Annotated in this window: 20 protein-coding genes and 3 pseudogenes; 19 read left to right on the forward strand and 4 right to left on the reverse strand. The window is 60.0% G+C overall.

Translation table 11 applies throughout. The features are described 5' to 3' along the window. Positions 1–242 precede the first annotated feature (242 nt). Positions 243–1,922, reverse strand: coding sequence for a sigma-54 interaction domain-containing protein (locus KHO41_RS38280; RefSeq protein WP_211958425.1), 1,680 nt, complete (start codon positions 1,920–1,922; stop codon positions 243–245). A gap of 268 nt (positions 1,923–2,190) precedes the next feature. On the opposite strand from KHO41_RS38280, the gene KHO41_RS38285 reads away from it, so the two are divergent. From KHO41_RS38285 to KHO41_RS41825, 19 genes and pseudogenes are all read left to right on the forward strand, one after another. Continuing rightward, a complete protein-coding gene (locus KHO41_RS38285; RefSeq protein ID WP_211958426.1) occupies positions 2,191–3,420 on the forward strand; it encodes a CaiB/BaiF CoA transferase family protein in 1,230 nt (409 codons plus the stop codon). A 12-nt stretch (positions 3,421–3,432) separates the two neighbouring features. Then, complete coding sequence (locus tag KHO41_RS38290) at positions 3,433–4,215, forward strand: enoyl-CoA hydratase-related protein (protein ID WP_211958427.1); 783 nt, start codon at positions 3,433–3,435, stop codon at positions 4,213–4,215. 16 nt (positions 4,216–4,231) lie between these two features. Beyond that, positions 4,232–5,914 carry a class I adenylate-forming enzyme family protein gene (locus KHO41_RS38295; RefSeq protein ID WP_211958428.1) on the forward strand — a complete coding sequence of 561 codons (1,683 nt, stop codon included), beginning with the start codon at positions 4,232–4,234 and terminating at the stop codon, positions 5,912–5,914. A 2-nt stretch (positions 5,915–5,916) separates the two neighbouring features. Beyond that, a complete protein-coding gene (locus KHO41_RS38300) occupies positions 5,917–6,687 on the forward strand; it encodes an enoyl-CoA hydratase/isomerase family protein (RefSeq protein ID WP_211958429.1) in 771 nt (256 codons plus the stop codon). Next, a complete protein-coding gene (locus tag KHO41_RS38305; RefSeq protein WP_211958430.1) occupies positions 6,680–7,435 on the forward strand; it encodes an SDR family NAD(P)-dependent oxidoreductase in 756 nt (251 codons plus the stop codon). Before KHO41_RS38300 ends, KHO41_RS38305 begins: the two co-directional genes overlap by 8 nt. A gap of 23 nt (positions 7,436–7,458) precedes the next feature. After that, a complete protein-coding gene (locus KHO41_RS38310; protein ID WP_211958431.1) occupies positions 7,459–8,625 on the forward strand; it encodes an acyl-CoA dehydrogenase family protein in 1,167 nt (388 codons plus the stop codon). Between the two features lie 10 nt (positions 8,626–8,635). Beyond that, entirely contained in the window at positions 8,636–9,511 is an 876-nt protein-coding gene (locus KHO41_RS38315; RefSeq protein ID WP_211958432.1) for a 3-hydroxyacyl-CoA dehydrogenase family protein, read from the forward strand. A gap of 1 nt (position 9,512) precedes the next feature. Then, a complete protein-coding gene (locus KHO41_RS38320; protein ID WP_211958433.1) occupies positions 9,513–10,178 on the forward strand; it encodes a 3-hydroxyacyl-CoA dehydrogenase family protein in 666 nt (221 codons plus the stop codon). Beyond that, entirely contained in the window at positions 10,175–11,302 is a 1,128-nt protein-coding gene (locus KHO41_RS38325; RefSeq protein WP_211958434.1) for a CaiB/BaiF CoA transferase family protein, read from the forward strand. Before KHO41_RS38320 ends, KHO41_RS38325 begins: the two co-directional genes overlap by 4 nt. Then, positions 11,299–12,288, forward strand: a complete 990-nt coding sequence (locus KHO41_RS38330; RefSeq protein WP_211958435.1) for an NADPH:quinone oxidoreductase family protein — start codon at positions 11,299–11,301, stop codon at positions 12,286–12,288. Before KHO41_RS38325 ends, KHO41_RS38330 begins: the two co-directional genes overlap by 4 nt. Before the next feature lie 312 nt (positions 12,289–12,600). Next, on the forward strand, positions 12,601–13,800 hold the full coding sequence (locus KHO41_RS38335) for an ABC transporter substrate-binding protein (RefSeq protein ID WP_211958436.1): 1,200 nt from the start codon (positions 12,601–12,603) through the stop codon (positions 13,798–13,800). Between the two features lie 137 nt (positions 13,801–13,937). Continuing rightward, positions 13,938–14,708: an ABC transporter ATP-binding protein gene (locus KHO41_RS38340; RefSeq protein WP_211958437.1), complete on the forward strand. Its 771-nt coding sequence runs from the start codon at positions 13,938–13,940 to the stop codon at positions 14,706–14,708. Positions 14,709–14,716: 8 nt separating this feature from the next. Further along, a complete protein-coding gene (locus tag KHO41_RS38345) occupies positions 14,717–15,442 on the forward strand; it encodes an ABC transporter ATP-binding protein (protein WP_211958444.1) in 726 nt (241 codons plus the stop codon). A gap of 12 nt (positions 15,443–15,454) precedes the next feature. After that, positions 15,455–16,342: a branched-chain amino acid ABC transporter permease gene (locus KHO41_RS38350; RefSeq protein ID WP_211958438.1), complete on the forward strand. Its 888-nt coding sequence runs from the start codon at positions 15,455–15,457 to the stop codon at positions 16,340–16,342. After that, the gene (locus tag KHO41_RS38355) at positions 16,342–17,427 is read left to right on the forward strand and encodes a branched-chain amino acid ABC transporter permease (RefSeq protein ID WP_211958439.1); all 1,086 of its coding nucleotides are present in this window, start codon (positions 16,342–16,344) and stop codon (positions 17,425–17,427) included. Before KHO41_RS38350 ends, KHO41_RS38355 begins: the two co-directional genes overlap by 1 nt. 96 nt (positions 17,428–17,523) lie before the next feature. Further along, positions 17,524–19,071, forward strand: coding sequence for a 3-hydroxyacyl-CoA dehydrogenase (locus KHO41_RS38360; RefSeq protein WP_211958440.1), 1,548 nt, complete (start codon positions 17,524–17,526; stop codon positions 19,069–19,071). Between the two features lie 11 nt (positions 19,072–19,082). Beyond that, positions 19,083–19,778, forward strand: a complete 696-nt coding sequence (locus KHO41_RS38365; protein ID WP_211958441.1) for a hypothetical protein — start codon at positions 19,083–19,085, stop codon at positions 19,776–19,778. 157 nt (positions 19,779–19,935) lie between these two features. After that, positions 19,936–20,145 (forward strand): annotated as a pseudogene (locus KHO41_RS38370) (oxidoreductase); the annotation flags it as partial. Positions 20,146–20,602: 457 nt separating this feature from the next. Further along, a pseudogene (locus tag KHO41_RS41825) lies at positions 20,603–20,746 on the forward strand (acetate--CoA ligase family protein); the annotation flags it as partial. 105 nt (positions 20,747–20,851) lie between these two features. Here the strand turns inward: KHO41_RS41825 and KHO41_RS38375 are convergent. The 3 genes and pseudogenes from KHO41_RS38375 to KHO41_RS38385 form a co-directional block, all read right to left on the reverse strand. Beyond that, positions 20,852–21,688, reverse strand: a complete 837-nt coding sequence (locus tag KHO41_RS38375) for a universal stress protein (protein WP_211958442.1) — start codon at positions 21,686–21,688, stop codon at positions 20,852–20,854. Positions 21,689–21,730: 42 nt separating this feature from the next. Further along, on the reverse strand, positions 21,731–22,168 hold the full coding sequence (locus KHO41_RS38380; protein ID WP_211958443.1) for a hypothetical protein: 438 nt from the start codon (positions 22,166–22,168) through the stop codon (positions 21,731–21,733). A 458-nt stretch (positions 22,169–22,626) separates the two neighbouring features. Further along, positions 22,627–22,989 (reverse strand): annotated as a pseudogene (locus tag KHO41_RS38385) (dienelactone hydrolase family protein); the annotation flags it as partial. Positions 22,990–23,307 lie beyond the last annotated feature (318 nt).

Consider the following 23,307-nt stretch of genomic DNA (forward strand, 5'->3'; position numbering starts at 1 on the left):
ATCGCTGCATCCCGCGGTTTCCTCCCCCGAGGATTGTTCGACGCCTGCCCACAGGCGCCACCGCCGCTCACTGTCTTGCAGTCGAGGGCAGGCATCAAACAATCCTTAACAGAAGCAGTCGTTCGCATTTAACTCAGGGAATGACCGAAGTTGGCCAGTAATGCGACAACGGTCTGCACCTCGAATGTTCGGCTCTTGAGGCTGAAGTCCCGGAGCTCCGTATTTCCACGCGACACGCCACGTCAACGCCAACTGATTTCCGGGTGCCCTTCTTCTTCGATCATGCTCAACCGCTTGTAAAGATACGAGCGCGATATCCCGAGCTCTTCAGCAACCCGCTTTTTGTTGCCGCCCGTACGTCGCATGGCCTCGACGATGAGATCCGATTCGAGGCGCTTGTTCACTTCACGAAGGTCCGGATGCTTGCGCGCAGCCAACGCATCGGCTTCCGCGCTGTTGTCTCGCCGCGCGGGTTGTTCGGCACCTTCCAGTGTGCCGAAGTCGTGAATTGACAGGATCGGACCATCGCAGAAAATTGCGGCACGTTCCAGTGCGTGCTGCAGTTGCCGGATGTTTCCGGGCCAGGATCTTGACTGCAAAAAGTGGACGGCAGAAGGCGCAACTGATTTCTTCGCCGCACCATGTCGCATGGCAAATGCTTCCAGAAACGTGTCTGCCAGTTGGGGGATATCCTCCAGCCGATCTCGCAGCGCCGGCAATCGCAGAGTCACCGCGCTAATGCGATAGAAGAGATCGAGCCGGAATGTCGAAGCACCGATCATCGCCTTGAAGTCGCGATTGCTGGCGGAGATCAGCCGGAAGTCGGAATGCCTGGCGTGATCTCCGCCAACGCGCTCAAACTTGCCATCCTGCAACACGCGAAGAAGCTTTACCTGCATATCAATCGGCATGTCGCCAATTTCGTCCAGGAATAGAGTGCCAGTATCAGCCGCTTCGAACTTGCCCTTGCGGCCCTTGCGATCGGCACCAGTAAACGCACCCGGCTCGTAGCCGAATAGTTCGCTCTCCACGAGATTCGCTGGCATGGCAGCCGAATTGACCAGGATCAGGGGCTTGTCGCTGCGCGGGCTGAGCATATGGATTGCGTGCGCGACCATTTCCTTTCCGGTTCCGCTTTCACCCGCCAGCAGAACCGGCACGTCGAGGGGAGCCACGCGAAGGATATCTTCCTTCAGGCGACGCACCGCATCGCTGCTTCCTACGATTTGATCGAGACCGTAGCTGCGGTTGCGAATGCCGGAAAGTTCGCGCCGATAAAAATCCAGTTCCTGTTTTACCTGGGCGAGTTCGACAGTCAGTTCGCGAATAGCTTCCGGTCCCTTGAACATGACTTGCCCTATTGCTGCCACCACCCGCTTGTTGCGATCGAAGATGGGCAGACGAGACACCACACGTGTCACACCGTTCATTTCCTGCAACTGCGCCACCTGTCCCTTGCCTGTGGCTACCACCTCTTGCAGCTTCGTATTCTCAATGACTGATGCGACATCCCTGCCGATGGCCTCTCCGTGCTTGAGACCGAAGAATCGCTCATGTACAGGGCTCATGTATGTGATGCGCGCAGAAGTATCCACGACCACCATCGCCTTGAACGGGTCCGTTATGAAATGCCTGAGGATATCCGGGGCCGCCTCGACACTTGCCACGAACTCACTGAGCTCGTCCCCCTCCTGCAAGACAAAAATCAAGAAGCAAACTGCGTCGCGTGTGGGGATGGCAGCGACAGTCAGCGGCCGTTCCAATTCAGCCATGTAGGACATGCGCTTGAGTGGGACGCGGTTTCTGTTTTGCCACAGGAGCCCCAAGGACTTCGCAACCATCGAATCCGTCCCAAGCCCGCTGGAAAAGGTCGTATTTCCATCGACATCCAGCACGAGGATGCCTTCAGATTCACGCTTCATGTCTCCACAGTCTCCGTCTGTTCTTTTGGGTGTCAGTGTATTCGGCGACTACACAATTGCCTTTCCGTGACGCAGTGACGACACAAGGAAGACAGTTCCCATTCTATGCAGCTTCCCGCTGTGCCGACGGATTTCTCAGCCTGCATCAGCCCGCCAACCCGCGCCACCTCAACCTTTCGCATGCTGGCGCAATGCCTCTGCAATTCTCATGCCAAATTTGTGGCACGCGCTTTGCAGTATATCCGGAAGCTTCGTTCCTTCGACTGCCATGGATACTCTGAATACACTCCCTCTTCAACCGGCCGGTCCCGGCCTGGCCTGCCTGAAAGGCGTCCGCGTACTCGACTTCACAACGTCCGTCGCAGGACCCTACGGCACCCTGTTGCTGGCAGACCTGGGCGCAGAAGTCATCAAGGTGGAGAAGCGCAACGGGGGGGATGACACGCGCAGTTGGGGGCCTCCATTCCTGGACGGCGAATCATTGTGGTTTCTCAGCATGAACCGCAACAAGCGCAGCGTGACAATCGATCTCACCCGTCCGGAAGGACAGCGGGTCGCGCACGAGCTGGTTCGGAAGGCCGATGTCGTCGTGCTGAACACAGGTCTGCGGGTACAGCAAAAACTGGGGTTGGATTACGAGACGCTCAAGTCCCTTCAACCTCGCCTAATCCATGTCACTGTCACTGGCTTTGGCCTTGATGGCGAGCGTGCTGACCTGCCGTGCTACGACCTGATCGCGGAAGGCTACTCCGGCGTCATGCATCTGACTGGCGAGGCCGATGGTGCGCCGCAGAAAGTTGGCACACCAGCCGCTGACCTGCTGTCTGGCCAGGACGTCGCTATGGCAACACTGGCTGCGCTATTCGAGCGTACGCACACCGGGGCCGGGAAGCGTATCGACGTTTCCATGGTCGCAACGATGGCTCGGTTCATGTCGCCACGTATCGTCCCGTATCTGGGTTCGGGCGAAGCACCGAACCGCTCCGGTGGTACGGACTCCGTGATTGCGATCTACCAGGTTTTCGACACCGCCGATGCTCCCATTACGCTCGGTCTGGGAAACGACGCCATCTGGCATCGCTTCTGGCAAGCGGTGGGACAGCCCGAATTCGGTCATCAGCCCGGGTTCGAAACAAATGCGAGCCGCCGAGCTTCCCGTGCGTCCATCGTGCAGGCCATCGCCAACCTTCTCGCAACTCAGCCGCGGCAGCACTGGCTCTCCCTGTTTGCGCAGCATCGTATTCCCTCGGGGCCGATCAATGGCATCGACGAATTGGCACAAGACGTGCCGCTGCGCGAAAGCGGCTTTCTCTTCACGGCCCAAGGCGTCGCGGGGCGGGTTCCACAGGTTGGATTGGGCATCCGCTTTGACGGTAGCAGCGATGTGTTTCGCAGTCCGCCCCCCGCACTCGGCCAGGATACCGAATGCGTTCTCAAAGAAGAGCTTTCCATGTCCGCAACCTGCATCGCGGGCCTCATCGATTCAGAAATCGTCTAACAAGGAGACAACATGACCCAATACACGGAGATTCTGTACAAGGAAGATGGCCCCATCGGCACGATCACGCTGAATCGGCCGCACGACGGCAACATGTTCACCGAGACCATGTGCCACGAGATCCGCGACTGCATCAACGAAATTCGTCGCGAGACACGCACGCGCGTCATTGTCATCACCGGTGCGGGCGACAAGTTTTTCTGCACCGGCGGCCGCAAGGATGGCATGCAGGACACCACCCTGTACGCAGGCGTACTGCCGACGCTGGAGATGTACGAGAGCATCGACCGCTTGCAAAAGCCGGTCATCGCCTCGGTCAATGGCTTTGCCGTGGGCGGCGGCAATGTGCTGCAAGTGGTATGCGACCTGACGATCGCCAAGGAGTCGGCGGTCTTCCGTCAGGTCGGCCCCATGGTCGGCAGCTTCGATGCGGGCTACGGCACCTGGTACCTCGAGGATCTGGTCGGAAAGAAGCGAGCCAAAGACATCTGGTATCGCAATCCGAAAATCACCGCACGCGAAGCGGTAGAGATGGGGCTCATCAACAAGGTCGTGCCCGATGACCAACTCGCAGTGGCAACGCGCGAGTACGCGCTGGAAGTTGCCGAGCGCGGTGCCTTCGCACTTGCGTCGCTCAAGAGTGCATTCAATGCGCGTCATGGCGGTGTCAGCGGCCTCTCTCGCATGGCCCACGACCTTTTGTTGCGCGGCTATCTGGAGACCGAAGAGCACGAGGAACTGGCCACTGCCTTTGCCGAACGCCGCAAGCCGGATTCGGCCAGGTTCGGCCGTTGATGTCCGGAAGAAGATCATGCAAAACATCCTCACGTTGCACAATCCGCAGAATGCGCGGGACTACTATCTTTCTGGCATTTGGCAACAGGAGACCCTGTACACACTGGCGAGACGCCATTCACGCGAACGACCGACATCGTGCGCGCTGCGCGACGCTGACTTGCGCCTGACATGGCGCGAGGTTGTCGACTGGGTGGACAGCGTAGCCGAAACGCTTCACCGGCAGGGGCTGAAACCTGGCGACCGTGTTGGCATTTGGCTTCCGAACGTCGTACAGGCCACCATCGTCTTTCTCGCCTGCTCGCGCAATGGCTACGTGTGCTGCCCCTCTCTGCACCAGAACTACACGGTCGACGAGATCTGCACGCTACTCAATCGCATCCAGTGCCGGGCGCTGTTCGCGATGCCCGGATACGGCGCCGATGCGGACCGCAACTCGATCTTCACCCGCGCTACCGACATTCCAACGATTTCCGCCATGTATGCGATGCCGGGCAATGGGACTATCGGAGCGAACCTTCCCGCCGATGCGCAACCGTTCCCCGACCGGCAGCCGCCATCTGCGCTATCCACTCCCGATCTGAACCCTGACAAGATCGTCTACCTGGCGTTCACGTCCGGCACCACGGGCTTGCCGAAGGGCGTCATGCATAGCGACAACACGTTGCTGGCCAACGGACGCGCACTGGTCGAGGATTGGGGCCACGGGGCCGACACCGTTTTGCTGACGCTGAGTCCGATGAGCCATCACATCGCGACCGTCGCGCTCGAGCAGGTACTCGTGGCGGGTGCCGAGCTAGTCATGACCAACCTCAGCGCAGGAAAGCAAGCGATCGATTGGATTCTGGAGACGGGCGCCACATATGTCATGGGCGTACCTACCCATGCCATGGACATCCTGCAAGCGGTGCGGGACCGCAAACTGAATGCACTGGGCGAGGTGCGCACGTTCTACATGGCGGGCTCCGCCATTCCGCGGGAGGTAGCCCAAAGGTTTGTGACCCTTGGCATCACGCCGCAAAACGTCTATGGGATGACGGAGAACGGGTCTCACAACTACACCATTCCGACCGACACGGCGGACACCATTGTCTCCACGTGCGGACGAGCCTGCCGCGGCTACGAGGTGCGGCTGTGGAAGCAGGACAACTGGGACGTGGAGGCCGAAGTCGGCGAGATCGGCGAAATTGGCGGACGCGGCGGGCTGCTCATGCTGGGCTACTTCAGCAATCAGGTCGCCACGGAAACCTCGTTCAATATTCACGGGTGGTTCATGAGCGGCGATCTGGGCATCGTTGACGAGAACGGCTGCATCGTGATCGTCGGTCGCAAGAAGGACCTCATCATTCGTGGTGGGCACAACATCCACCCAGCGCACATCGAGGAACTCGCACTGCGCCACCCACTCGTGGAGCGAGCCGCGGCCTATCCCGTGCAGGACGAACGGCTCGGCGAGAAAGTCTGTCTGGCCGTGGTTATCCGCGCGGACACGTCGCTCGCACCCGACGACATGCTGGCGCACCTTGCCAGTTGCGGGCTGTCGAAATATGACATGCCTGAGTTCTACATCAGCCTCGACCGTTTCCCATTGACGGCCAGCGGCAAGATCCTGAAACGCGACCTCGTCGAAATGACCATGCGCGGCGAACTGAAGCCGACGGGGATCCGCTACAAGTCCCGCGTCACGGTGGGGGCCTGACCATGTCAATCGATATCAAGTTCGACGGCCCCTATGCCATTCTGACTCTGAATCGGCCAGAAGCCCGCAATGCGTTGCAGTTCGCGATGATCGAGGCCATGTCCTACACGCTCGATCAAGTGGCCAGATCCGGGGCGCGCGCACTGATCGTGACCGGGGCCGGTCCCAAATCCTTCTGCGCCGGGGCGGACATTACCGAACTGATGGATCGCAGCCTGATGGCGCAACGCCAGGGCGCTCAATTGGGCCAACGCACGTTCGACAAGCTGGCCAAGCTGCCAATCCCCTCCGTAGCTGTGATTCACGGCTACGCCTTCGGTGGAGGACTTGAACTCGCGATGGCCTGCACTTTCCGCATTGCCACCGTGCATTGCCGCATGGGCCTGCCTGAAATCAAGCTTGGGTTGATACCGGGCTACGGCGGCACCCAGCGCCTGCCGCGACTGATCGGTGAGGCGCGCGCACTGGAGATGGTGATGTCCGGACGCACCGTCGAAGCCATCGAAGCTGAGCGATGGGGACTCGTCAACCGCGTCGTTGCTGATGGCGACCCGGTCGAACTCGGCAAGACCTTCCTCTCCGAATTCATTGGCTACAGCCGCTGCGCTTCGCAGTTTGCACGCAACGCGGTCGTGCGCGGGATGGAGACCACCCTCGATGCCGGCCTGGAAATCGAAGCCGACCTGTCCACGCTCGCATACCAGACGGCAGACGCCGCCGAAGGGATGCGCGCCTTCCTCGATAAACGTACACCGGAGTTCAAAGATGCCTGATCGTAATGTGGGCACGGTGATAGTCACCGGTGCCAGCCGAGGCATCGGCGCCTCGATTTCCCGTGAACTCGCTAGAGCTGGGCTGAGTGTGGCATGTCTATCGCGCTCTGGCGAGTTGCCCGATGCCGACGCTCTCGACGACGTAGAGCGCAGTCGTCTTGCCGCACTACGTTGCGACGTTACCGATTCCGCGTCCGTCATCGCCGCTTTCGGGGAAGTCCCACGATTGTTCGGAGAGCCCGTCATCGGCCTGGTGAACAACGCCGGCATTCACCTGCAAGGACCGTCTTCCACGTTTCCAATCTCTGACTTTGAGCGGTTGATGCAAGCCAATGTCTCGTCGGTACTGCTGGCGAGCCAGGTCGCCTATCCCTATCTACGGGAAGCCGGCTCACCGCTCATCGTCAACATCGGATCGTTTTACGACAAGCTCGGAGTGCGGGGCAACACAGCCTACTGCGCGTCCAAGGCGGCTGTAGGCGCAATCACGCGCTGCCTTGCGGTCGAGTGGGCGCGCGACGGCATCCAGGTCGTCAATGTCGCACCGGGTTATATCGAGACCGATCTGAACCGGGACGAACTGAACGAAAGCGCATTGCAGGCATTTCTCAAGAAGCGCATTCCTGTGGGAGGCCCGGGACAGACCGGGGATATCGGTCGCCTGGTCGCCATGCTGTTCCAGCTCCCCGGCCGTTTCCTGACCGGCGAAACGATCTATGTCGACGGCGCGCAGGGTATGGCGCTCTGACGCCCCCACATACGGAGGAAGACATGAACATGTTGGATCGAATGGACGCGAGGCTGCCCCTGTCGTCCGAAGAGCGAATGTTGCTCGACAGCGTCAAGGATGTCTGCAATACGCAAATCGCGCCACGGGCAGCAGACTACGACCGTAGCGGAGCGTTTCCGTGGGAGAACGTACGTGCCATCAATGAACTCGGGCTGAACGCCATGTTCGTGCCAGACGAGTATGGCGGTGCCCAACTGTCCTTTCTGAGCTATCTCACTTGTGTACGCGAGATCTCGAAGGCCTGCGCCTCCACCGGCATTGTCTGGGCGACGAACTACCACGCGATCAAGCCGCTGATCGAATTCGGCAACGAGGAACAGAAGAGCCGCCTGCTCCCTCGCATTGCTGAAGGTGGCCTGGCTTCGCTCGCCATCACCGAGCCCTCGGCCGGGTCCGACGCAACAGGCATGCGCACCAGCTTTACCCCCGACGGCGATGACATCGTCATTCAGGGCGGCAAGACTTTCATCACCAATGGCGATGTAGCGGACCTTTACCTGGTGTTCGGCAAATGGTCGGACATTCCGGACCCCAAAGGCGCCATCTCCGTCCTGATTCTGGAGAAAGGAACGGACGGCCTTCGTGTAATGGGCACCGAGCACAAGATGGGAACGCGCGCATCGAGTACCGCAAGCCTCGCTTTCGACGGCTGCCGCGTGCCGCGTGCCAATCTCATCGGCAATCCCGGCGACGGTCTTCAGATCCTGTTTGGCTCGCTGAACCGCTCGCGGCCCAGCGTGGCGGCACATGCGCTGGGTATTGCGCGCGCAGCGTTTGAAGACGCGGTCGACTACATCAACGAACGTCGTCAATCGGGAAAACGCATCCTGGAATTCCAGGGAATTCAGTTCATGCTCGCCGACCTTGCGACGGAGCTGGCGCTTTGCGAGTCATGGCTATGGCGTGTAGGCGAGATGGTTGATGCCGGGGATCCGGACTTTGGCATCGAAGCCTCGATGCTCAAGCAGCGCGCTACCGACGCTGCAATGCGCATCACTACTGACGCCGTCCAACTGCTCGGTGGCTATGGCTACTGCAACGATTACCGCGTCGAACGACTGATGCGCGATGCCAAGATCACCCAGATTTGGGAAGGCACCAACCAGATCCATCGCCAATTGATCGGCCGCAGCTTTCTGAAAAAGTAGGAGACAAACCGTGACCACCATCCAAACTATCGGCATCGCCGGCGCTGGCACCATGGGTGCCGGCATCGCGATCGTTGCCGCCCGGGCAGGCTTTCGCACGATCGTTTTCGATACCCGGCAGGATGCGCTGGACCGCGCTCGCGGCCAGACCGAGGCCTTTCTCAAGAAATCCGAGGAACGGGGCAAGCTACCGCCCGGCGCGGCCGCCGAAGCGTTGGAACGCTGGGAAGGCACAACTCAACTGTCCGAACTCGCTTGCTGCGACCTCATCATCGAAGCGATCTTTGAGGATCTGGGTGTCAAGCACCTGTTGTTCAGCCAACTCCATGAAGTCTGTCCCGAGAGCACCATCTTCGCCTCGAACACTTCGACCATCTCGATTACCGAGATCGCCGGCGGCTCGGGACGTCCGGACCGCTTCGTAGGCATGCACTTCTGCCTGCCCGCCCAACTCATGAAGTTGATCGAAATGTCGCCCGGCCTCGGCACGTCGGAAGAAACGTTTCAGAAAGCCTGGGCTTGTGCTGTAGCCCTGGGGCAAAAACCGGTTACCACCCAGGACACACCAGGGTTCATCCTCAACTACTTCCTGATTCCGTTCAACAACGATGCGATCCGGCTGGTCGAGCAAGGCGTGGCAGACCCCGCCGACATTGACTTGGCGATCAAGACTGCGCTTGGCTATCCGATGGGCCCCCTGGAGTTGCTCGACCTGGTCGGCATGGATACCCAGAAGCTGCTTTGCGAGGCGATGCATGGTCTCACTCATGAACCTCGCGCTGCTTGCCCGCCGCTTGTCCGCCGCATGATTGCTGCCAATCACCTGGGCAAGAAGACCGGCCGAGGTTTCCACACCTACGGCAACACAAAGATGTTCGGAGCCTGACATGCACTATGAAATCGTGAAGGCGGGCGAGAGCCGCTCATTCCCCGCACCGCACCCTTTTCTCGAGCAGGCATCGTCGGACGCCGAAGGCATCGTCTACCTCGGGTCTGACGCCGGGAGTTCTTACGCCGCGGCAGAAGATCAGGCACAGCGTACCTTCGTCGCCATTGAACTGGGCACCGAATGCCTCGGCACCCATACCGGGGAGAGTCGCGCTCAGGAAGGTTCGAACGTCGTCGGCTTCGCCCGCTTTCGGCTGGGCGATGCCGACCCAAGTCCGCTCGTAGAACTGGTCAAGCAGCCCAACACGCTGCCTTCCGCGGTGACCGCTGCCAAGGCGGCCTTCGAAGCTGCGGGACTCGTCGTCGCTATCTGCAACGACTTTCCGGGACGCATCGTCGATCGCTTGATTCGCCCCTACTTCAACGCGGCACTGCGGCGTCTCGATGAAAAGCTGGCGAGCGCGGACGATCTCGACAAGACTCTGTGTCTCGGACTCGGCTATCCGGAAGGCCCCATCGCGCTGCTGGAACGCACCGGGCTGGTACATCATTTTCAAGTGACCGCAGCACTGCACGAGGCGCTAGGACAAGAACCATACGCCCCGGCACGGCGCGCCCGTGTTGCTGCGGAGCGCGCAGGCGCGACATCCAGGAAGGCGTCATGACCCAGCCGCTCGTCGGTGTGAAGGTACTCGACTTCAGTACGCTTCTGCCGGGTCCGCTTTGTACATTGCTGCTTGCAGAGGCAGGCGCGGAGGTCATCAAGTTCGAGCGACCGCAGCATGGTGACGAAATGCGGTCGTATGAACCGAAGATCGGATCGGACAGTGCAAACTTCGTCTTGCTGAACCGGGGTAAGCAGTCGGTTGCGATCGACCTCAAGTCGGCATCGGCGCTAGCGGCGCTGGAGCCTCTCATCCGTGAAGCCGACGTCCTCGTCGAGCAGTTTCGTCCAGGTGTGATGGAGAGACTAGGGTTAGGTTACGAGGCCGTCGCGAAAATCAACCCACGCCTCGTCTATTGCTCGATCACCGGGTACGGTCAGGACGGGCCGCGGGCCAACGAAGCGGCGCACGACCTGAACTATGCAGCGACGACCGGCATGCTGTCGCTGACGGCCGGCAACGACGGCGCGCCGGGTCTGCCGCCGGCACTCATCGCGGACATAGCTGGGGGTGCATACCCCGCCATGATCAACATCCTGTTGGCTCTGCGTCAACGTGATCAGACAGGCACCGGCGTCCATCTTGACATCTCGATGGCCGACAACCTGTTCACATTTCAGTACTGGGGACTGGGTGGCGGATGGCTTGGGAAATGGCCATCGGCGGCCTCGGATCTCGTGACGGGCGGCTCACCGCGATACCGGATATATCGAACCTCCGACGACCAATACCTTGCCGCCGCGCCGATCGAGGCAAAGTTCTGGAGCAACTTCGTCGCGCTTATCGGCCTGACCGAAAAAGATCTGGAGAAGCAGGATTCGGGCAGCGTCAGTCGGTTGGTGGCAGAGGTCATCGCAACGAATACAGCGGAGTTCTGGACGACAAAGTTCGCTGGCCATGACGTATGCACCGCCAGAGTGGTAAGCCTGGAAGAAGCGAGCCAGGATCCTCACTTCAAATCGAGAGGGCTTTTCGACCGGCGCGTTCTAAGCAGCGGTGGCCAGGAGATTCCCGCGCTGCCGGTCCCGATCGTCGGAGCATTTCGCGGCCCCGATCTCATACGCAACGCGCCAAGACTAGGCGGCGACAACGAAGCAGTGTCAACCAAGGAAGGGGTGCGATGAAGGCCGTCATTGTTCAAGAGTTTGGAGAGCCGGAGGCCCTTACGCTTGGCACGTTGCCGGACCCAGAAGTCGGAGCCCACGATGTTCTGATCGAGGTAAAGGCCGCAGCAGTCAACTACCCCGACTTGCTGGTCGTGCGCGGACATTATCAGGTTCTTCCTGCAAGGCCTTTCGCTCCGGGGAAGGACGCCGCAGGGATCGTCGTCGCCGTCGGCAAGAACGTATGTCAGTTAGCGCCCGGTGACCGAGTCATGGCACATCTCGAATATGGTGCCTACGCCCACTTCGTAAGCGTCAATGAGGCGAGTTGCTTCCGAATTCCGGACGTCATGTGCTTCAAGGATGCCGCAGCAATGGGGCTCGTGTATCAAACCGCCTATTTCGCCTTGGTGGAACGCGGCAGTTTCCAGGCCGGTGAGACTGTCCTTGTGACCGGTGCTACTGGTGGAGTCGGATCGGCGGCGATCCAGATTGTCAAGGGACTGGGGGGAAAGGCACTCGCGGGCGTTCGCAGCGATGCACAGGCACGGTTAGCTCTCGAACAGGGAGCCTACGCCGTAATCGATTTGTTGGGTCCCGATCTTCGCGAGACCGTCCGCGGGCAGGTTCGTGCTGCGACTGCCGGCATCGGCGCCGATGTTCTTCTGGATACGTTGGGTGGTGACGTATTCGATGCGTCTATGCGAGCGCTCGCCTGGTGCGGCCGCGCCGTAGTCATTGGCTTTGCCGCGGGGAGAATTCCTGAGATCAAAGCCAACTATCTGCTCGTGAAGAACCTCAGTGTCAGCGGATTGCAATGGAGCGACTACCGTAGTCGACAACCGGATAAGGTCAAGGCGGTACAGGAGACGCTGTTCCAGCTCTACGCGGCCGGCGCTATCAGGCCGCAGATTGCCGGCGTGCTTCCTCTCTCCCAAGCAGGGGAAGCGTTGGCCTCGTTACGTGCTGGGAATGTCTCCGGGAAGCTGGTGCTTACGACGACATAAGCTGCTCGCTCCCCGTGCGGTGAGGTGCCACCGGCCCGCCGCTGTGATTCGTCCGCCGCGGCGTCGGGAAAACCTGCATCTGACAACGCATCAAGTGTATTCGGAAGTGTAGTTTTCAAAGACATGTCACAGCAGTTGAACTGTCCTCGCGGGCAGCGTCGAGGACAGTCAATGCCGCAGATCCCTTGATTTTCCGAGCTCCTCCCGCTGGCATCGAATTTGCGATTACATAGTGTCAGTCGCGTGCGTAGCGGCAATCGCCGGGCACGAACGAGAGACGAATACATACACAAAAATTGGAGACAACCGATCATGATGAAAGTACTGCCGTCCTGTGGAATAGCGCTTCTTGCGCTGGCTGCCGCTCCAGTAGGCGCGGCTGACGATCCATTCCGAATCGGAGCGCTCGTCGACATGACCGGTGTCTACTCCGGAATCGGCGGGCCAGGCGGAATTGCCGCAGTGAAGATGGCCGTTCAAGACTTCGGTGGAAAAGTTTTGGGGCGCCCAATCGAGGTTGTCTCCGCCGACTACCAGAACAAGGTGGACGTCTCCGCGACTCGAGCCCGCGAATGGTACGACCGCAATAACGTTGAGATGATTATCGAGTCTACTGACTCGGCCTCTGCCTTGGCTTTGCAGAAGCTCGGCGCGAGCAAGAAGAAGATCACGATATTCGCAGGCTCGGCTACGACCGAACTGACCGGCAAGCAATGCTCTCCGTATGGTGTTCACTACGTGTACAACACCTACGCTCTAGCGAATGGAACGGCGCGAGCAATCCTGGAAGAAGGCAAGAAGGACTGGTTTTTTGTGACGGCCGACTACGCGTTCGGTCACTCCCTGGAGGCCAATGCCACGAACGTCATCGAGCAAGGCGGCGGCAGGGTCCTTGGTAAGATCCGACATCCGCTTTCAGCGCCTGACTTCGCTTCGTTCCTGCTGCAGGCACAGGCCTCAAAGGCGCAGGTTGTAGCCCTCGCCAATGCAGGACGTGATACACAAAATGCGGTCCGCCAAGCCGCCGAGTTCGGCATGGGAGGCAGCAAGCAAATCGTCGCCCCGCTGCTGATCTTCGACAATGATTTGAGGGGCATGGGTCTCAAGGTTGCGCAAGGCCTGCAATTCACGACCGCATTCTATTGGGACTATAACGACGAGACGCGTGCGTTCGGGAAGAAGTACTTCGCTCAGACCAAGGCTATGCCAACTATGGTCCAGGCTGGCATGTACTCGGCGGTTATGCATTACCTGAAAGCCGTACAGGCTGTCGGAAGCCCTGATTCCGACAAGGTAATGGCCAAGATGCGCGAGACGCCGATCAACGACTTCTTTGCGAAGAACGGTCGCATCCTTGCGAACGGCCAGATGTTCCACGACATGTATCTCGCCGAGGCGAAGAAGCCTTCGGAGTCCAAGGGGGAATGGGATCTCATGAAGATCCGTAAAGTCATCCCCGCGGACAAGGCCTTCGAGCCGATCGCGCAGAGCGCCTGCCCTATCAAAGGGTAATTCACCAAATCGTTGTCATCGACGGCTGGCGTTACCAAAACGCCAGCCGGTGGCGACCTGCGCCTTGCGCAAAGGTTGTCGCCTACGTTCGCCGATCCCAACGTTCCTATTGCCGACCTTTGCTTCCCGATTCAGCTATGACGGACATCATCCTGCAGACCCGAGAACTCACCAAGAGCTTCAAAGGATTCACTGCTGTCAGCAACGTCGACCTGCGCGTGGAGCGCGGGACCATTCACGCGTTGATCGGCCCGAACGGCGCCGGAAAAACGACCTGTTTCAACCTGCTCACCAAATTCCTGACGCCGACAGCCGGAACGATTCTCTTCAACGGCATTGACATTACCGGTGAGAAGCCTGCGCAGATCGCCCGGCGTGGCGTCATCCGTTCATTCCAGATCTCGGCCGTGTTTCCGCACATGACGGTCCTGGAGAATGTGCGAATCGGGCTGCAACGGAAACTCGGGACTGCCTACCAGTTCTGGCGGAGCGATCGCTCGCTCGATGTCCTCAACGCGCGATGCATGGCGTTGCTAGAGGACGTCGGTCTCGGCGACGTGGCCAACGTGCTGACGGTAAATCTGCCCTACGGTCAAAAGCGCGCTCTTGAGATTGCCACGACCCTGGCCATGGAGCCCGAGTTGATGTTGCTCGACGAGCCGACTCAGGGCATGGGCCACGAAGACGTCGCTCGCGTGACGGAGCTGATCAAGAAGGTTGCGGCGGGACGAACCATTCTGATGGTCGAGCACAACATGAGCGTGGTGTCCTCCATAGCAGACAAGATCACCGTTCTCCAGCGTGGCGCAATCCTGGCGGAGGGGCCATATGAACAGGTATCGAAAGACCCTCGCGTAATGGAGGCCTATATGGGTTCCGTTGAAGCTGAGTTGCAGGGCGCGCACTAAGGACGATGATGAGCAATACACCTGCACTCGAGATCAGGAATCTTCATGCCTGGTACGGCGAATCGCACATCCTGCACGGTGTCGATTTGACTGTGAACCCAGGCGAGGTCGTGACCCTGCTGGGGAGAAATGGCGCGGGTCGCACCACGACGCTTCGCGCCATCATGGGGCTCACCGGAAAACGCAAGGGGTCAATTCGCGTCAACGGCGCCGAGACCATCGACATGCCAACCCACAGGCTCGCTCACTGCGGCATCGGATATTGCCCGGAAGAGCGAGGCATCTTTGCCAGCTTGTCATGCGAGGAAAATCTTTTGCTGCCGCCTCCACTGAAGTCAAAGGGCACCGGCGGGCCGTCTGGCATGAGCGATGCCGAGATATACGACATGTTTCCGAATTTGAAAGAGCGCCGCCAGAGCCAGGGTACCCGGTTGTCTGGCGGCGAGCAACAGATGCTTGCAGTGGGCCGCATCCTGCGTACCGGCGCGAACCTGTTGTTGCTCGATGAAATCTCCGAAGGTCTGGCACCGGTGATCGTGCAAGCGCTGGCAAGGATGATCCGGATGCTCAAGTCGCGAGGCTACACCGTCGTCATGGTCGAACAGAATTTTCGTTTCGCGGCGCCGCTCGCCGACCGACTGTATGTAATGGAGCACGGCACGATCGTGGAAAGCTTCGCGGCATCCGAACTGCAAAGGAAGATGCCAGTCCTGAATCAGTTGCTTGGCGTTTAAGGCAAAAGAGAAATGGAAACTGTATTTGGAATCCCCCTGCCTGCGATGCTGTCGCAGCTCCTGCTCGGCCTGGTCAACGGTGCGTTCTACGCGATGCTGAGCCTCGGGCTTGCGGTCATCTTCGGCCTTCTCAATGTCATCAACTTTTCCCACGGCGCGCTTTTCATGCTTGGCGCCATCCTTCCCTGGATGGGCATGGAGTATTTCGGCATCAACTACTGGGTAATGCTTTGCCTTTCTCCACTGATTGTCGGCGTGGTGGGTGCCTTGATTGAACGCTCGATGTTGAGGCGCATCTACAAGCTCGATCATATCTACGGCCTGCTGCTGACACTGGGCATCACACTGGTCATTGAAGGGGCACTGCGCTCGGTCTACGGCGTGTCTGGTCTTCCGTACTCGGCTCCCGAATCATTGTCGGGCGCCACCAATCTCGGCTTCATGGTCTTGCCCAACTACCGGGCCTGGGTAGTCGTATCGTCATTGTCAGTCTGTTTCTCGACCTGGTATCTCATCGAGAAAACGAAACTGGGCGCACTGTTGCGAGCCGGTACCGAGAACCCGAAGATCGTCGAGGCATTCGGCATCAACGTTCCTCGCATGGTGATGGTGACGTATGGGTTCGGCGTGGCCCTTGCGGCCTTCGCCGGTGCGCTTGCCGCGCCAGTCATGCAGGTCTCTCCCCTGATGGGCCAGAACTTGATCATCGTTGTGTTCGCCGTGGTGGTCATTGGCGGCATGGGCTCGATCATGGGTTCCATCGTCACTGGCCTCGGGCTTGGCGTGATCGAAGGACTGACGAAAGTGTTCTATCCAGAGGCATCGTCGACGGTGGTCTTCGTCATCATGGTGCTGGTCTTGGTGCTGCGTCCGGCAGGACTGTTTGGCAAGGAGAAATAATGTCCCACGATACGGCTCTGCCGACTGCAAAGACCCGCACCCATGGCGTTGGGTCCATCCAACTCACTGCCTCGCGCGTACTGTACACGCTGGTCCTGACAACCCTCGTACTGGCCCCCTTGGCCGGCGCGTACCCGGTATTCATCCTGAAGATCCTCTGTTTCGCTCTCTTTGCGGCGGCATTCAATCTACTTATCGGCTTCACCGGACTGCTTTCATTTGGTCACGCCGCGTTCTTCGGCAGCGCAGGCTACGCAGCCGGGTATGCAATGAAGATCTGGGGTGTCACGCCGGAGCTGGGGTTATTGCTTGGGACGGCAACCGGGGCACTCATAGGCTACTTCGTCGGCTCCCTGGCGATTCGACGGCAAGGCATCTACTTCTCGATGATTACGCTGGCTCTGGCACAGATGATCTTCTTCGTATGCCTTCAGGCGCCAGCAACCGGAGGCGAGGATGGACTGCAAGGTATTCCACGCGGGATGCTCTTCGGCATGCTTTCGCTCAACGACGACATGACCTTCTACTACGTGGCGCTCGTGATTCTGGTCGGGGCCTTTGCGCTAATCATTCGCACGGTACGGTCCCCGTTCGGCCAGGTCCTGAAGGCAATCAAGGAGAACGAGCCGCGTGCCATTTCACTCGGCTACGACGCCGACCGGGCCAAGTTGCTTGCTTTCGTTCTATCCGCAGCATTGACTGGCCTGGCGGGCGCCATGAAGACCTTGGTGCTTGGTTTTGAAACCCTGACCGACGTGCATTGGACGATGTCTGGGTCCGTGATTCTGATGACCCTGCTCGGTGGACTGGGCACGCTGTCCGGGCCGATCGTTGGTGCGCTGGTCATCGTGGTGCTCGAGAACAAGCTGGGCGACATTGGAGATGCGCTGGCATCGCTCACCGGCGTCCAGTGGTTCGGCGGGTTGGGCGAATCTGTGACGACGGTGATGGGCTTCATTTTCATTCTGTGCGTGCTGTCGTTCCGGCGCGGAATCATGGGCGAGTTGGGCGCCGCGGGCGAATGGATCGCTTCATTGCGCCCCGCTGCGCGCACAACATTGTCCAGCGACGGCAAGGATGCATAACCCGGACCTGATCGCGGCAGCCTCTCGACATGACCAGGCAGCAGTGTGCCCTGGCCGTCTCTGATACCTCACGCTCAAGCAATGAATCCAGTACCCATGTCTGCTATCAACATCGGTTCCCTCGGCATCGTCGGCGCCGGCGCCATGGGCCGCGGTATCGCCCAGATCGCCGCCCAGGCCGGCCTGACCGTCAGCCTGTTCGACGTCAACGCCCAGGCCGTGGCCGCCGCGCGCCAGTACCTGCAGGACACCTTTGCCAAGCTGGCCGACAAGGGCAAGATCAGCGCCGCCGACAGCGAAGCCGCGCTGGCCCGCGTGAAAGCCTGCACCGCGCTGGAAGACCTGGCCGACTGCGACATGGTGCTGGAAGCCATTGTGGAACGCCTCGACGTCAAGCGCGACCTGGTGGCCAAGCTCGAAGCCATCCTGCGTGAAGACGCCGTGATTGCGTCGAATACGTCGTCGCTGTCGATCACTGCCATCGCCGTGGGGTCGAAGAAGCCGGACCGCGTGGTCGGCTACCACTTCTTCAACCCGGTGCCCCTGATGAAGGTAGTGGAAGTCATCGACGGTCTCTCGGGCGACCCCGCCATCGGCGACCGCCTGATGGAGCTGTCGTGCCGCATGGGGCACACGCCGGTGCGCTGCAAGGACATGCCGGGCTTCATCGTGAACCATGCCGGCCGTGGCATGAACATCGAGGGCCTGAAGGCTGCGCAGGAAGGCGTGGCCGAGTTCGTCGACATCGACAACATCATGCGCGAGCAGGCTGGCTTCCGCATGGGTCCGTTCGAGCTGATGGACCTGACCGGGCTGGATGTGTCGCACCCGGTGATGGAATCGATCTACAACCATTTCTACCAGGAACCGCGCTACCGTCCCTCGCCGATCACGGCGCTGCGTTCGGTGGGTGGCCTGCTGGGCCGCAAGACCGGCGCCGGCTTCTACGCGTATTCGGAAGGCCAAAAACAGATACCGGCTACCCGCGCCGTGCCTGACAGCCGTCCGGCCGGCGTCTGGGTCAGCCGCGCCAACGAGCGTGGCCATGTGATGGCAGTGAAGCTGTTGGGCGCGCTGGGTGCCAACGTCGAAGGCGGCAACCAGCCTTCGGTCGACGCACTGATCGTCGTCACGCCGCTGGGTCTGGATGCCACCACGGCTGCCCTGCAGGAAGGTCTGGACGCCACGCGCGTGGTCGCCATCGACACGCTGCTGCCGTTCGAAGCCACCAAGCGCCGCACGCTGATGACGACGCCGGCCACAAGCGCCGGTGCGCGCGACGCCGCACACGGCCTGTTCGCCAGCGATGGCGTGCCGGTGACCGTGATCCGCGACTCGGCCGGTTTCATCGCCCAGCGCATCATCGGCTGCATCGTGAACATCGCCAGCGACATCGCGCAGCAACGCATCGCCACGCCGACCGATATCGACCTGGCCGTGAACCTGGGCCTGGGTTATCCGAAGGGTCCGCTGGCGCTGGGCGACACCATCGGTGCCAACGTGATTCTGGAAGTACTGCGCAACATGAACCAACTGACCGGCGACATGCGTTATCGCCCGAGCCCGTGGCTGTGGCGCCGCGCGGGCCTTGGCCTGTCGCTGCTGACTGATGAGGCCCGCGTGACGGACCCGTGCATTGGCTAGAGAGCGGAATTGTGGAACTGCGAATTACCGGGCTCGACCATGGAGACCTTCATCTTCGTAATCTGCGATTCGCGTTTCCCGTGAAGGTGTGGGTAGAGGAAGGGACATGCGGGCTGTCTATGGCGGGATTCACGCGCACCGTGAGAGCACACGATTGCCGCCAGGTTGCACCGCTCGAAATGGTTTCACTATCGATTTCACGACGAGCAAGACTGAAGCTTGGACGGCTCGATATGCCGCTTCTCAACCAACCTACGACAACCGGGAGGGAGGCGGAGAACGGATCCTTCCCCGCCAGCAGTTTCGGGCTGGGACACGGCGACTTCCTGCGCAAGCCACTGACGATGAAGCTCGCCGCCGCGGTCTTTGGCGCGCCGCATCTTGAATGGAGACTTGCGTCTGCCGCGACACTCACAAGCGTATTCGAAGGCCAAAACATTGCGCGCACGCTGCTGCAGGAAGGCGAGTGCTTTCGGCAAATTGTATTGATGCAGAGGCTAATGCGCTTTCTGTTCGATCTATCAGCGAGGGGCACCGGCGGGCCCGCGAGTACCGAGTACGGTTTCACCGATCGTTGCAGCCTGGAGAACGCCACCCATGATCAGTTCTGCATTTCACCAGCATCGTTGAGTGAAATGCTTGATCCGCAAGGCCGACGACGACGCGAGCAACAGTTGGATCGATACGCGAGTCTGGCGCCCATCTGATGTAACCAAGGGGCCGCGTTTGGAGCGCCTCCACCGTAGGTCGGACGAGTGCCGATAGGCAACGCTCACGGCACGCGTTTTGAGTCCAAGTGCTACGGCATCAGCCACCTCTACAACTTGAAGCACTTCGTGGACAGGCCGCGCTGATGGCTTCACGCGTCTTACCACCGAGGAAGCTCTCAATGATGGTCGGCTTGACCTGATTGCGTTTGGCCGTCCGTTTATCTCGAACCCCGATCTCGTCGAACGAATGAAGCACAATTTTCCGCTCGCTGAATCGGACCGGTCTACGTTCTACGACACCAGCGATTCGATTGTCCGTGGATACACCGACTACCCCCCGTTCCAAGCAGCAACGACGGACTAGCACCCCCCCATCAACGGATAGGTCTCTGTCAACCAAATGACACTTTTTATTTGGGTGTCGGTAACGTTTGATGTGAATGGTCGCTGCCGATCAAAGCGGTCATTCAAGTAATGTTCGGCGATTGTCGCCAATGGGTCGGGAAGAGACGACCAGTAGGCACCGGCGAGATTTTGCCGTTCATTGCACCGTTCGCTAGCAGCGCCATTTCATTGTTTCACGCCGACCATCATGAAAGTAAGGGTTGGCACGACCCGACGGCCCTTGCCATGTGGAGGGGTTTAGCACAAACATTTTTTTGATTAGCGGTCGCGGATCAGGTCCAACGACGTGGCGATGCGCTTGTTGCCGCGACCGCCAACCAAAAGAATCTCTGCCATATCTAAAGCTTAAGATATTCACGAATAGCGACCAGCCCTCGTATTGCTCACGACTTCAAGACCAGAGGGGTCCACGGCATCCACGGCAAGCATTTGCAGCAGGGGGCATCTGGGCAGAGGTGGCCAGCGACCGCAGCATCCGGTTGGCGCCCGTGACAGTAGCGGTGGCGCGGGAGATGATCGCGGAAGTCAAGGCCCTCAAAACTGTCTCCGGCCTGCGTGGGGTTCTTTCCAAAGTAGTGGTCGCAAGGACATGCGGGGTGATGCCAGTCGACGAAGTCCAAAGTCCCCTGGCCGGCCGGTTGCGAACTCGCGACCGGGCCAGCGATTCAATGCGACAGCAGCAGCGGCATCCCGGCATGGTGCATCAGCGTCCGCGTGGTGCCCCCCAGCATCACCTCGCGCATGCGGGAATGTCCGTAGCCACCGGCCACCAGCAGATCCGCGTTGAGGCTGCGTGTAGCCTCGAGCAGCACCCGTCCAACCGCGTCGTTTGTCGGTTCGTTGTATACCCCCGCGACGATGCCATGCCGCTCGAGGTATTGCCGCAGGCCCCCGACTGGCTCCGACTTTGGCATAGGCCGCTCATCCCGGTTCCATACCGCCACGATCGTGACGCGCTCCGCGCACAGCAACAGCGGCATCGCGTCCGCCACCGCGCGAGCCGCCTCTCGCCAGCCATCCCAAGCGATCACGATATGTTCCATCTCGACCGGTTCGTATGCAGACGGCACCAGCAACACGGGCCTCCCAGCATTCAGCAGTACATATTCGGCGGTCTCGGCTGCAAGGCTGCCTACCGAATACGGGTCGGGCGGTGGCGCCAGCACAACGATGTCGGATACGCGGCCTTCCTGCGCCAACGCCCATCCCGGGTCTTCCTCGACCACGCGGTGGGTGTGTGCCACCCCCGGCGCTGCCTGCTCCATGACGCGCCGGAACACGACGTCCGTCTCTTCTGCCTGTGCCGCCAGGCCGACCCTGGCCACATCCACGTAGCACTCCGCCTCGCTGTTGGCGTGCGGAATCCGCTCGAACGGCACGCCGGTCGCGGTCAATCCCACCACATGACCGCCGGAGCGTTTGGCAAGGTCCGCTGCAACGCCTACACGCGCGGCGCAGCCTATGTCGAGTCCGAGTTCGACCAATACGGTTTTGAAGGTCATGATGCTCTCCTGTGCACGGACTTCGGAGTCTCCCGCTCGCCCTCACCCCGGGTAAGTCAGCGAGTGTTTGGTCGCCTGCGTTTCAATCGCTTTCCTGTAGGCATCAATCCACTCGGTAAACTGCGGATGAATGTAAAAGTCGAGAACGTCTCCCACGTTAATAGAGAGCGGGTTCCGGCCCAGGATCATCGCTAGGGAAATGCGCGGAATCTGAAACGGTGCCAGATCGTTCGCGTCCACCAAAAGACCATTGGGAGAGTGGCTAACCGTGAGCATATCCGTCTTTAGGTCGTGTGCGTCCACTACCAGTGCTTCCATGCTCCCGAGAAACGGCTTGTCTTGTATCTCTGGCGAAACCGGATAGATGCTGACCGTGCCAGCACTGATTCGGTGTTCTTTGTGCCATATGGACAACGCCCAGGTTTCCGTCGGATTCTCCCCCCATATCTCGAGGGTGCCTTCATCAATCTGTGCCTTCATGGTTCTCTCCAAGCTCTATGTGCAGCAGCCAGGCGGCGGGTTACCTTTTGGTACATTGGCAAGCCCTGTGGACCTCCGTTACCGACAAAACCGGCTGCCTTGGGGAAACAAGGCGAATGCTGCACCTGAGTCCCAACATTTATTATTGGAGCCGCTTGGAGGTCAGGCTTGATGCACGTCAACATCGAGATAATCGGGTCTCCCGCACTTTGTGTGACGGCCGAGTCAAGGCCTTGATTTCCGGCCGGCTTGGTCTACGTTGATCGTTACCATGAGGCAAGTTCTCGGTGGCATCGAACGTATTCTCGCCCGTGTGGGTAAGCGCATCGTCTCCCTTGCTCCAGCCTTCGCCATCTCGATGCTGATGCCCGGCACCGGCCACCAGCGAACCTCTACTTCTGAGCAACTGACTTGCCAGGTCGGAAAACTGAGTTACCGCGTTATCGCAGTCGCCGTCGTGTCAGTGCGCCGCCCATGCAGAAGACGGTGATGCCGATGCTGCCGCTCAGGGTGCCGAGATATTGCACGGCGCCGCGGATGTCCTGCGCCACGGCATCGCCGAAGTTCAGCTTGGACATCAGATGGTGGGCCTCTTCCTGCTCGACCGTGCTGGTGCCGCGGTAGAGGTCGGGCACCAGCGCGGTGTAGCCGGCGCGCGCAAGGCGGTCAGCCACGCCGCGGATCTGGTTGTTCAGGCCCCACCACTCCTGGACCACGATGATGGCCGGCGCACCGTCGGTGACATCCGACTTGGCAAGGCAACCGTTGACCGACTGGCCGTCGGGGCGGGTGAATGAGACGGTTTGACCAATGTGTCGCATAATGGCCTGCTCCTGTCGTTTCCCGTGGACCGGATGGGCCGGATGATAGCGCAAGGGGGAGTGATCCGGAATGCGTGGGCGACGAGCGGCAAGCGGTCAACCCGGCGGCCGCCGGGGCTTCCCGCTCAACCTGGAACTTCGCTGCACCAGCTTCATGGGCATTCCTGGTTGAGGGTCGCCTTGCAGCGTAGTTAGCCCCCTTTGGCGCAACCGGTTTTACACATCTTTGACCGACCAAGGCGACCAGAGCGTCCAGGAAAAGCGTTTACATTCAACGACTTGAAGCGGTACTTGTAAACTCTCGGAGTCTCGCGTTTA

The sequence above is a fragment of the Cupriavidus numazuensis genome (assembly GCF_905397435.1).
GTDB lineage: Bacteria > Pseudomonadota > Gammaproteobacteria > Burkholderiales > Burkholderiaceae > Cupriavidus > Cupriavidus numazuensis.

What these genes read in the sequence shown, in the direction of transcription:
- KHO41_RS38280 (WP_211958425.1), bottom strand. Translation starts at nt 1,922, where the DNA reads ATGAAGCGTGAATCTGAAGGCATCCTCGTGCTGGATGTCGATGGAAAT.
- KHO41_RS38285 (WP_211958426.1), top strand. Translation starts at nt 2,191, where the DNA reads ATGGATACTCTGAATACACTCCCTCTTCAACCGGCCGGTCCCGGCCTG.
- KHO41_RS38290 (WP_211958427.1), top strand. Translation starts at nt 3,433, where the DNA reads ATGACCCAATACACGGAGATTCTGTACAAGGAAGATGGCCCCATCGGC.
- KHO41_RS38295 (WP_211958428.1), top strand. Translation starts at nt 4,232, where the DNA reads ATGCAAAACATCCTCACGTTGCACAATCCGCAGAATGCGCGGGACTAC.
- KHO41_RS38300 (WP_211958429.1), top strand. Translation starts at nt 5,917, where the DNA reads ATGTCAATCGATATCAAGTTCGACGGCCCCTATGCCATTCTGACTCTG.
- KHO41_RS38305 (WP_211958430.1), top strand. Translation starts at nt 6,680, where the DNA reads ATGCCTGATCGTAATGTGGGCACGGTGATAGTCACCGGTGCCAGCCGA.
- KHO41_RS38310 (WP_211958431.1), top strand. Translation starts at nt 7,459, where the DNA reads ATGAACATGTTGGATCGAATGGACGCGAGGCTGCCCCTGTCGTCCGAA.
- KHO41_RS38320 (WP_211958433.1), top strand. Translation starts at nt 9,513, where the DNA reads ATGCACTATGAAATCGTGAAGGCGGGCGAGAGCCGCTCATTCCCCGCA.
- KHO41_RS38325 (WP_211958434.1), top strand. Translation starts at nt 10,175, where the DNA reads ATGACCCAGCCGCTCGTCGGTGTGAAGGTACTCGACTTCAGTACGCTT.
- KHO41_RS38330 (WP_211958435.1), top strand. Translation starts at nt 11,299, where the DNA reads ATGAAGGCCGTCATTGTTCAAGAGTTTGGAGAGCCGGAGGCCCTTACG.
- KHO41_RS38335 (WP_211958436.1), top strand. Translation starts at nt 12,601, where the DNA reads ATGATGAAAGTACTGCCGTCCTGTGGAATAGCGCTTCTTGCGCTGGCT.
- KHO41_RS38340 (WP_211958437.1), top strand. Translation starts at nt 13,938, where the DNA reads ATGACGGACATCATCCTGCAGACCCGAGAACTCACCAAGAGCTTCAAA.
- KHO41_RS38345 (WP_211958444.1), top strand. Translation starts at nt 14,717, where the DNA reads ATGAGCAATACACCTGCACTCGAGATCAGGAATCTTCATGCCTGGTAC.
- KHO41_RS38350 (WP_211958438.1), top strand. Translation starts at nt 15,455, where the DNA reads ATGGAAACTGTATTTGGAATCCCCCTGCCTGCGATGCTGTCGCAGCTC.
- KHO41_RS38355 (WP_211958439.1), top strand. Translation starts at nt 16,342, where the DNA reads ATGTCCCACGATACGGCTCTGCCGACTGCAAAGACCCGCACCCATGGC.
- KHO41_RS38360 (WP_211958440.1), top strand. Translation starts at nt 17,524, where the DNA reads ATGTCTGCTATCAACATCGGTTCCCTCGGCATCGTCGGCGCCGGCGCC.
- KHO41_RS38375 (WP_211958442.1), bottom strand. Translation starts at nt 21,688, where the DNA reads ATGACCTTCAAAACCGTATTGGTCGAACTCGGACTCGACATAGGCTGC.
- KHO41_RS38380 (WP_211958443.1), bottom strand. Translation starts at nt 22,168, where the DNA reads ATGAAGGCACAGATTGATGAAGGCACCCTCGAGATATGGGGGGAGAAT.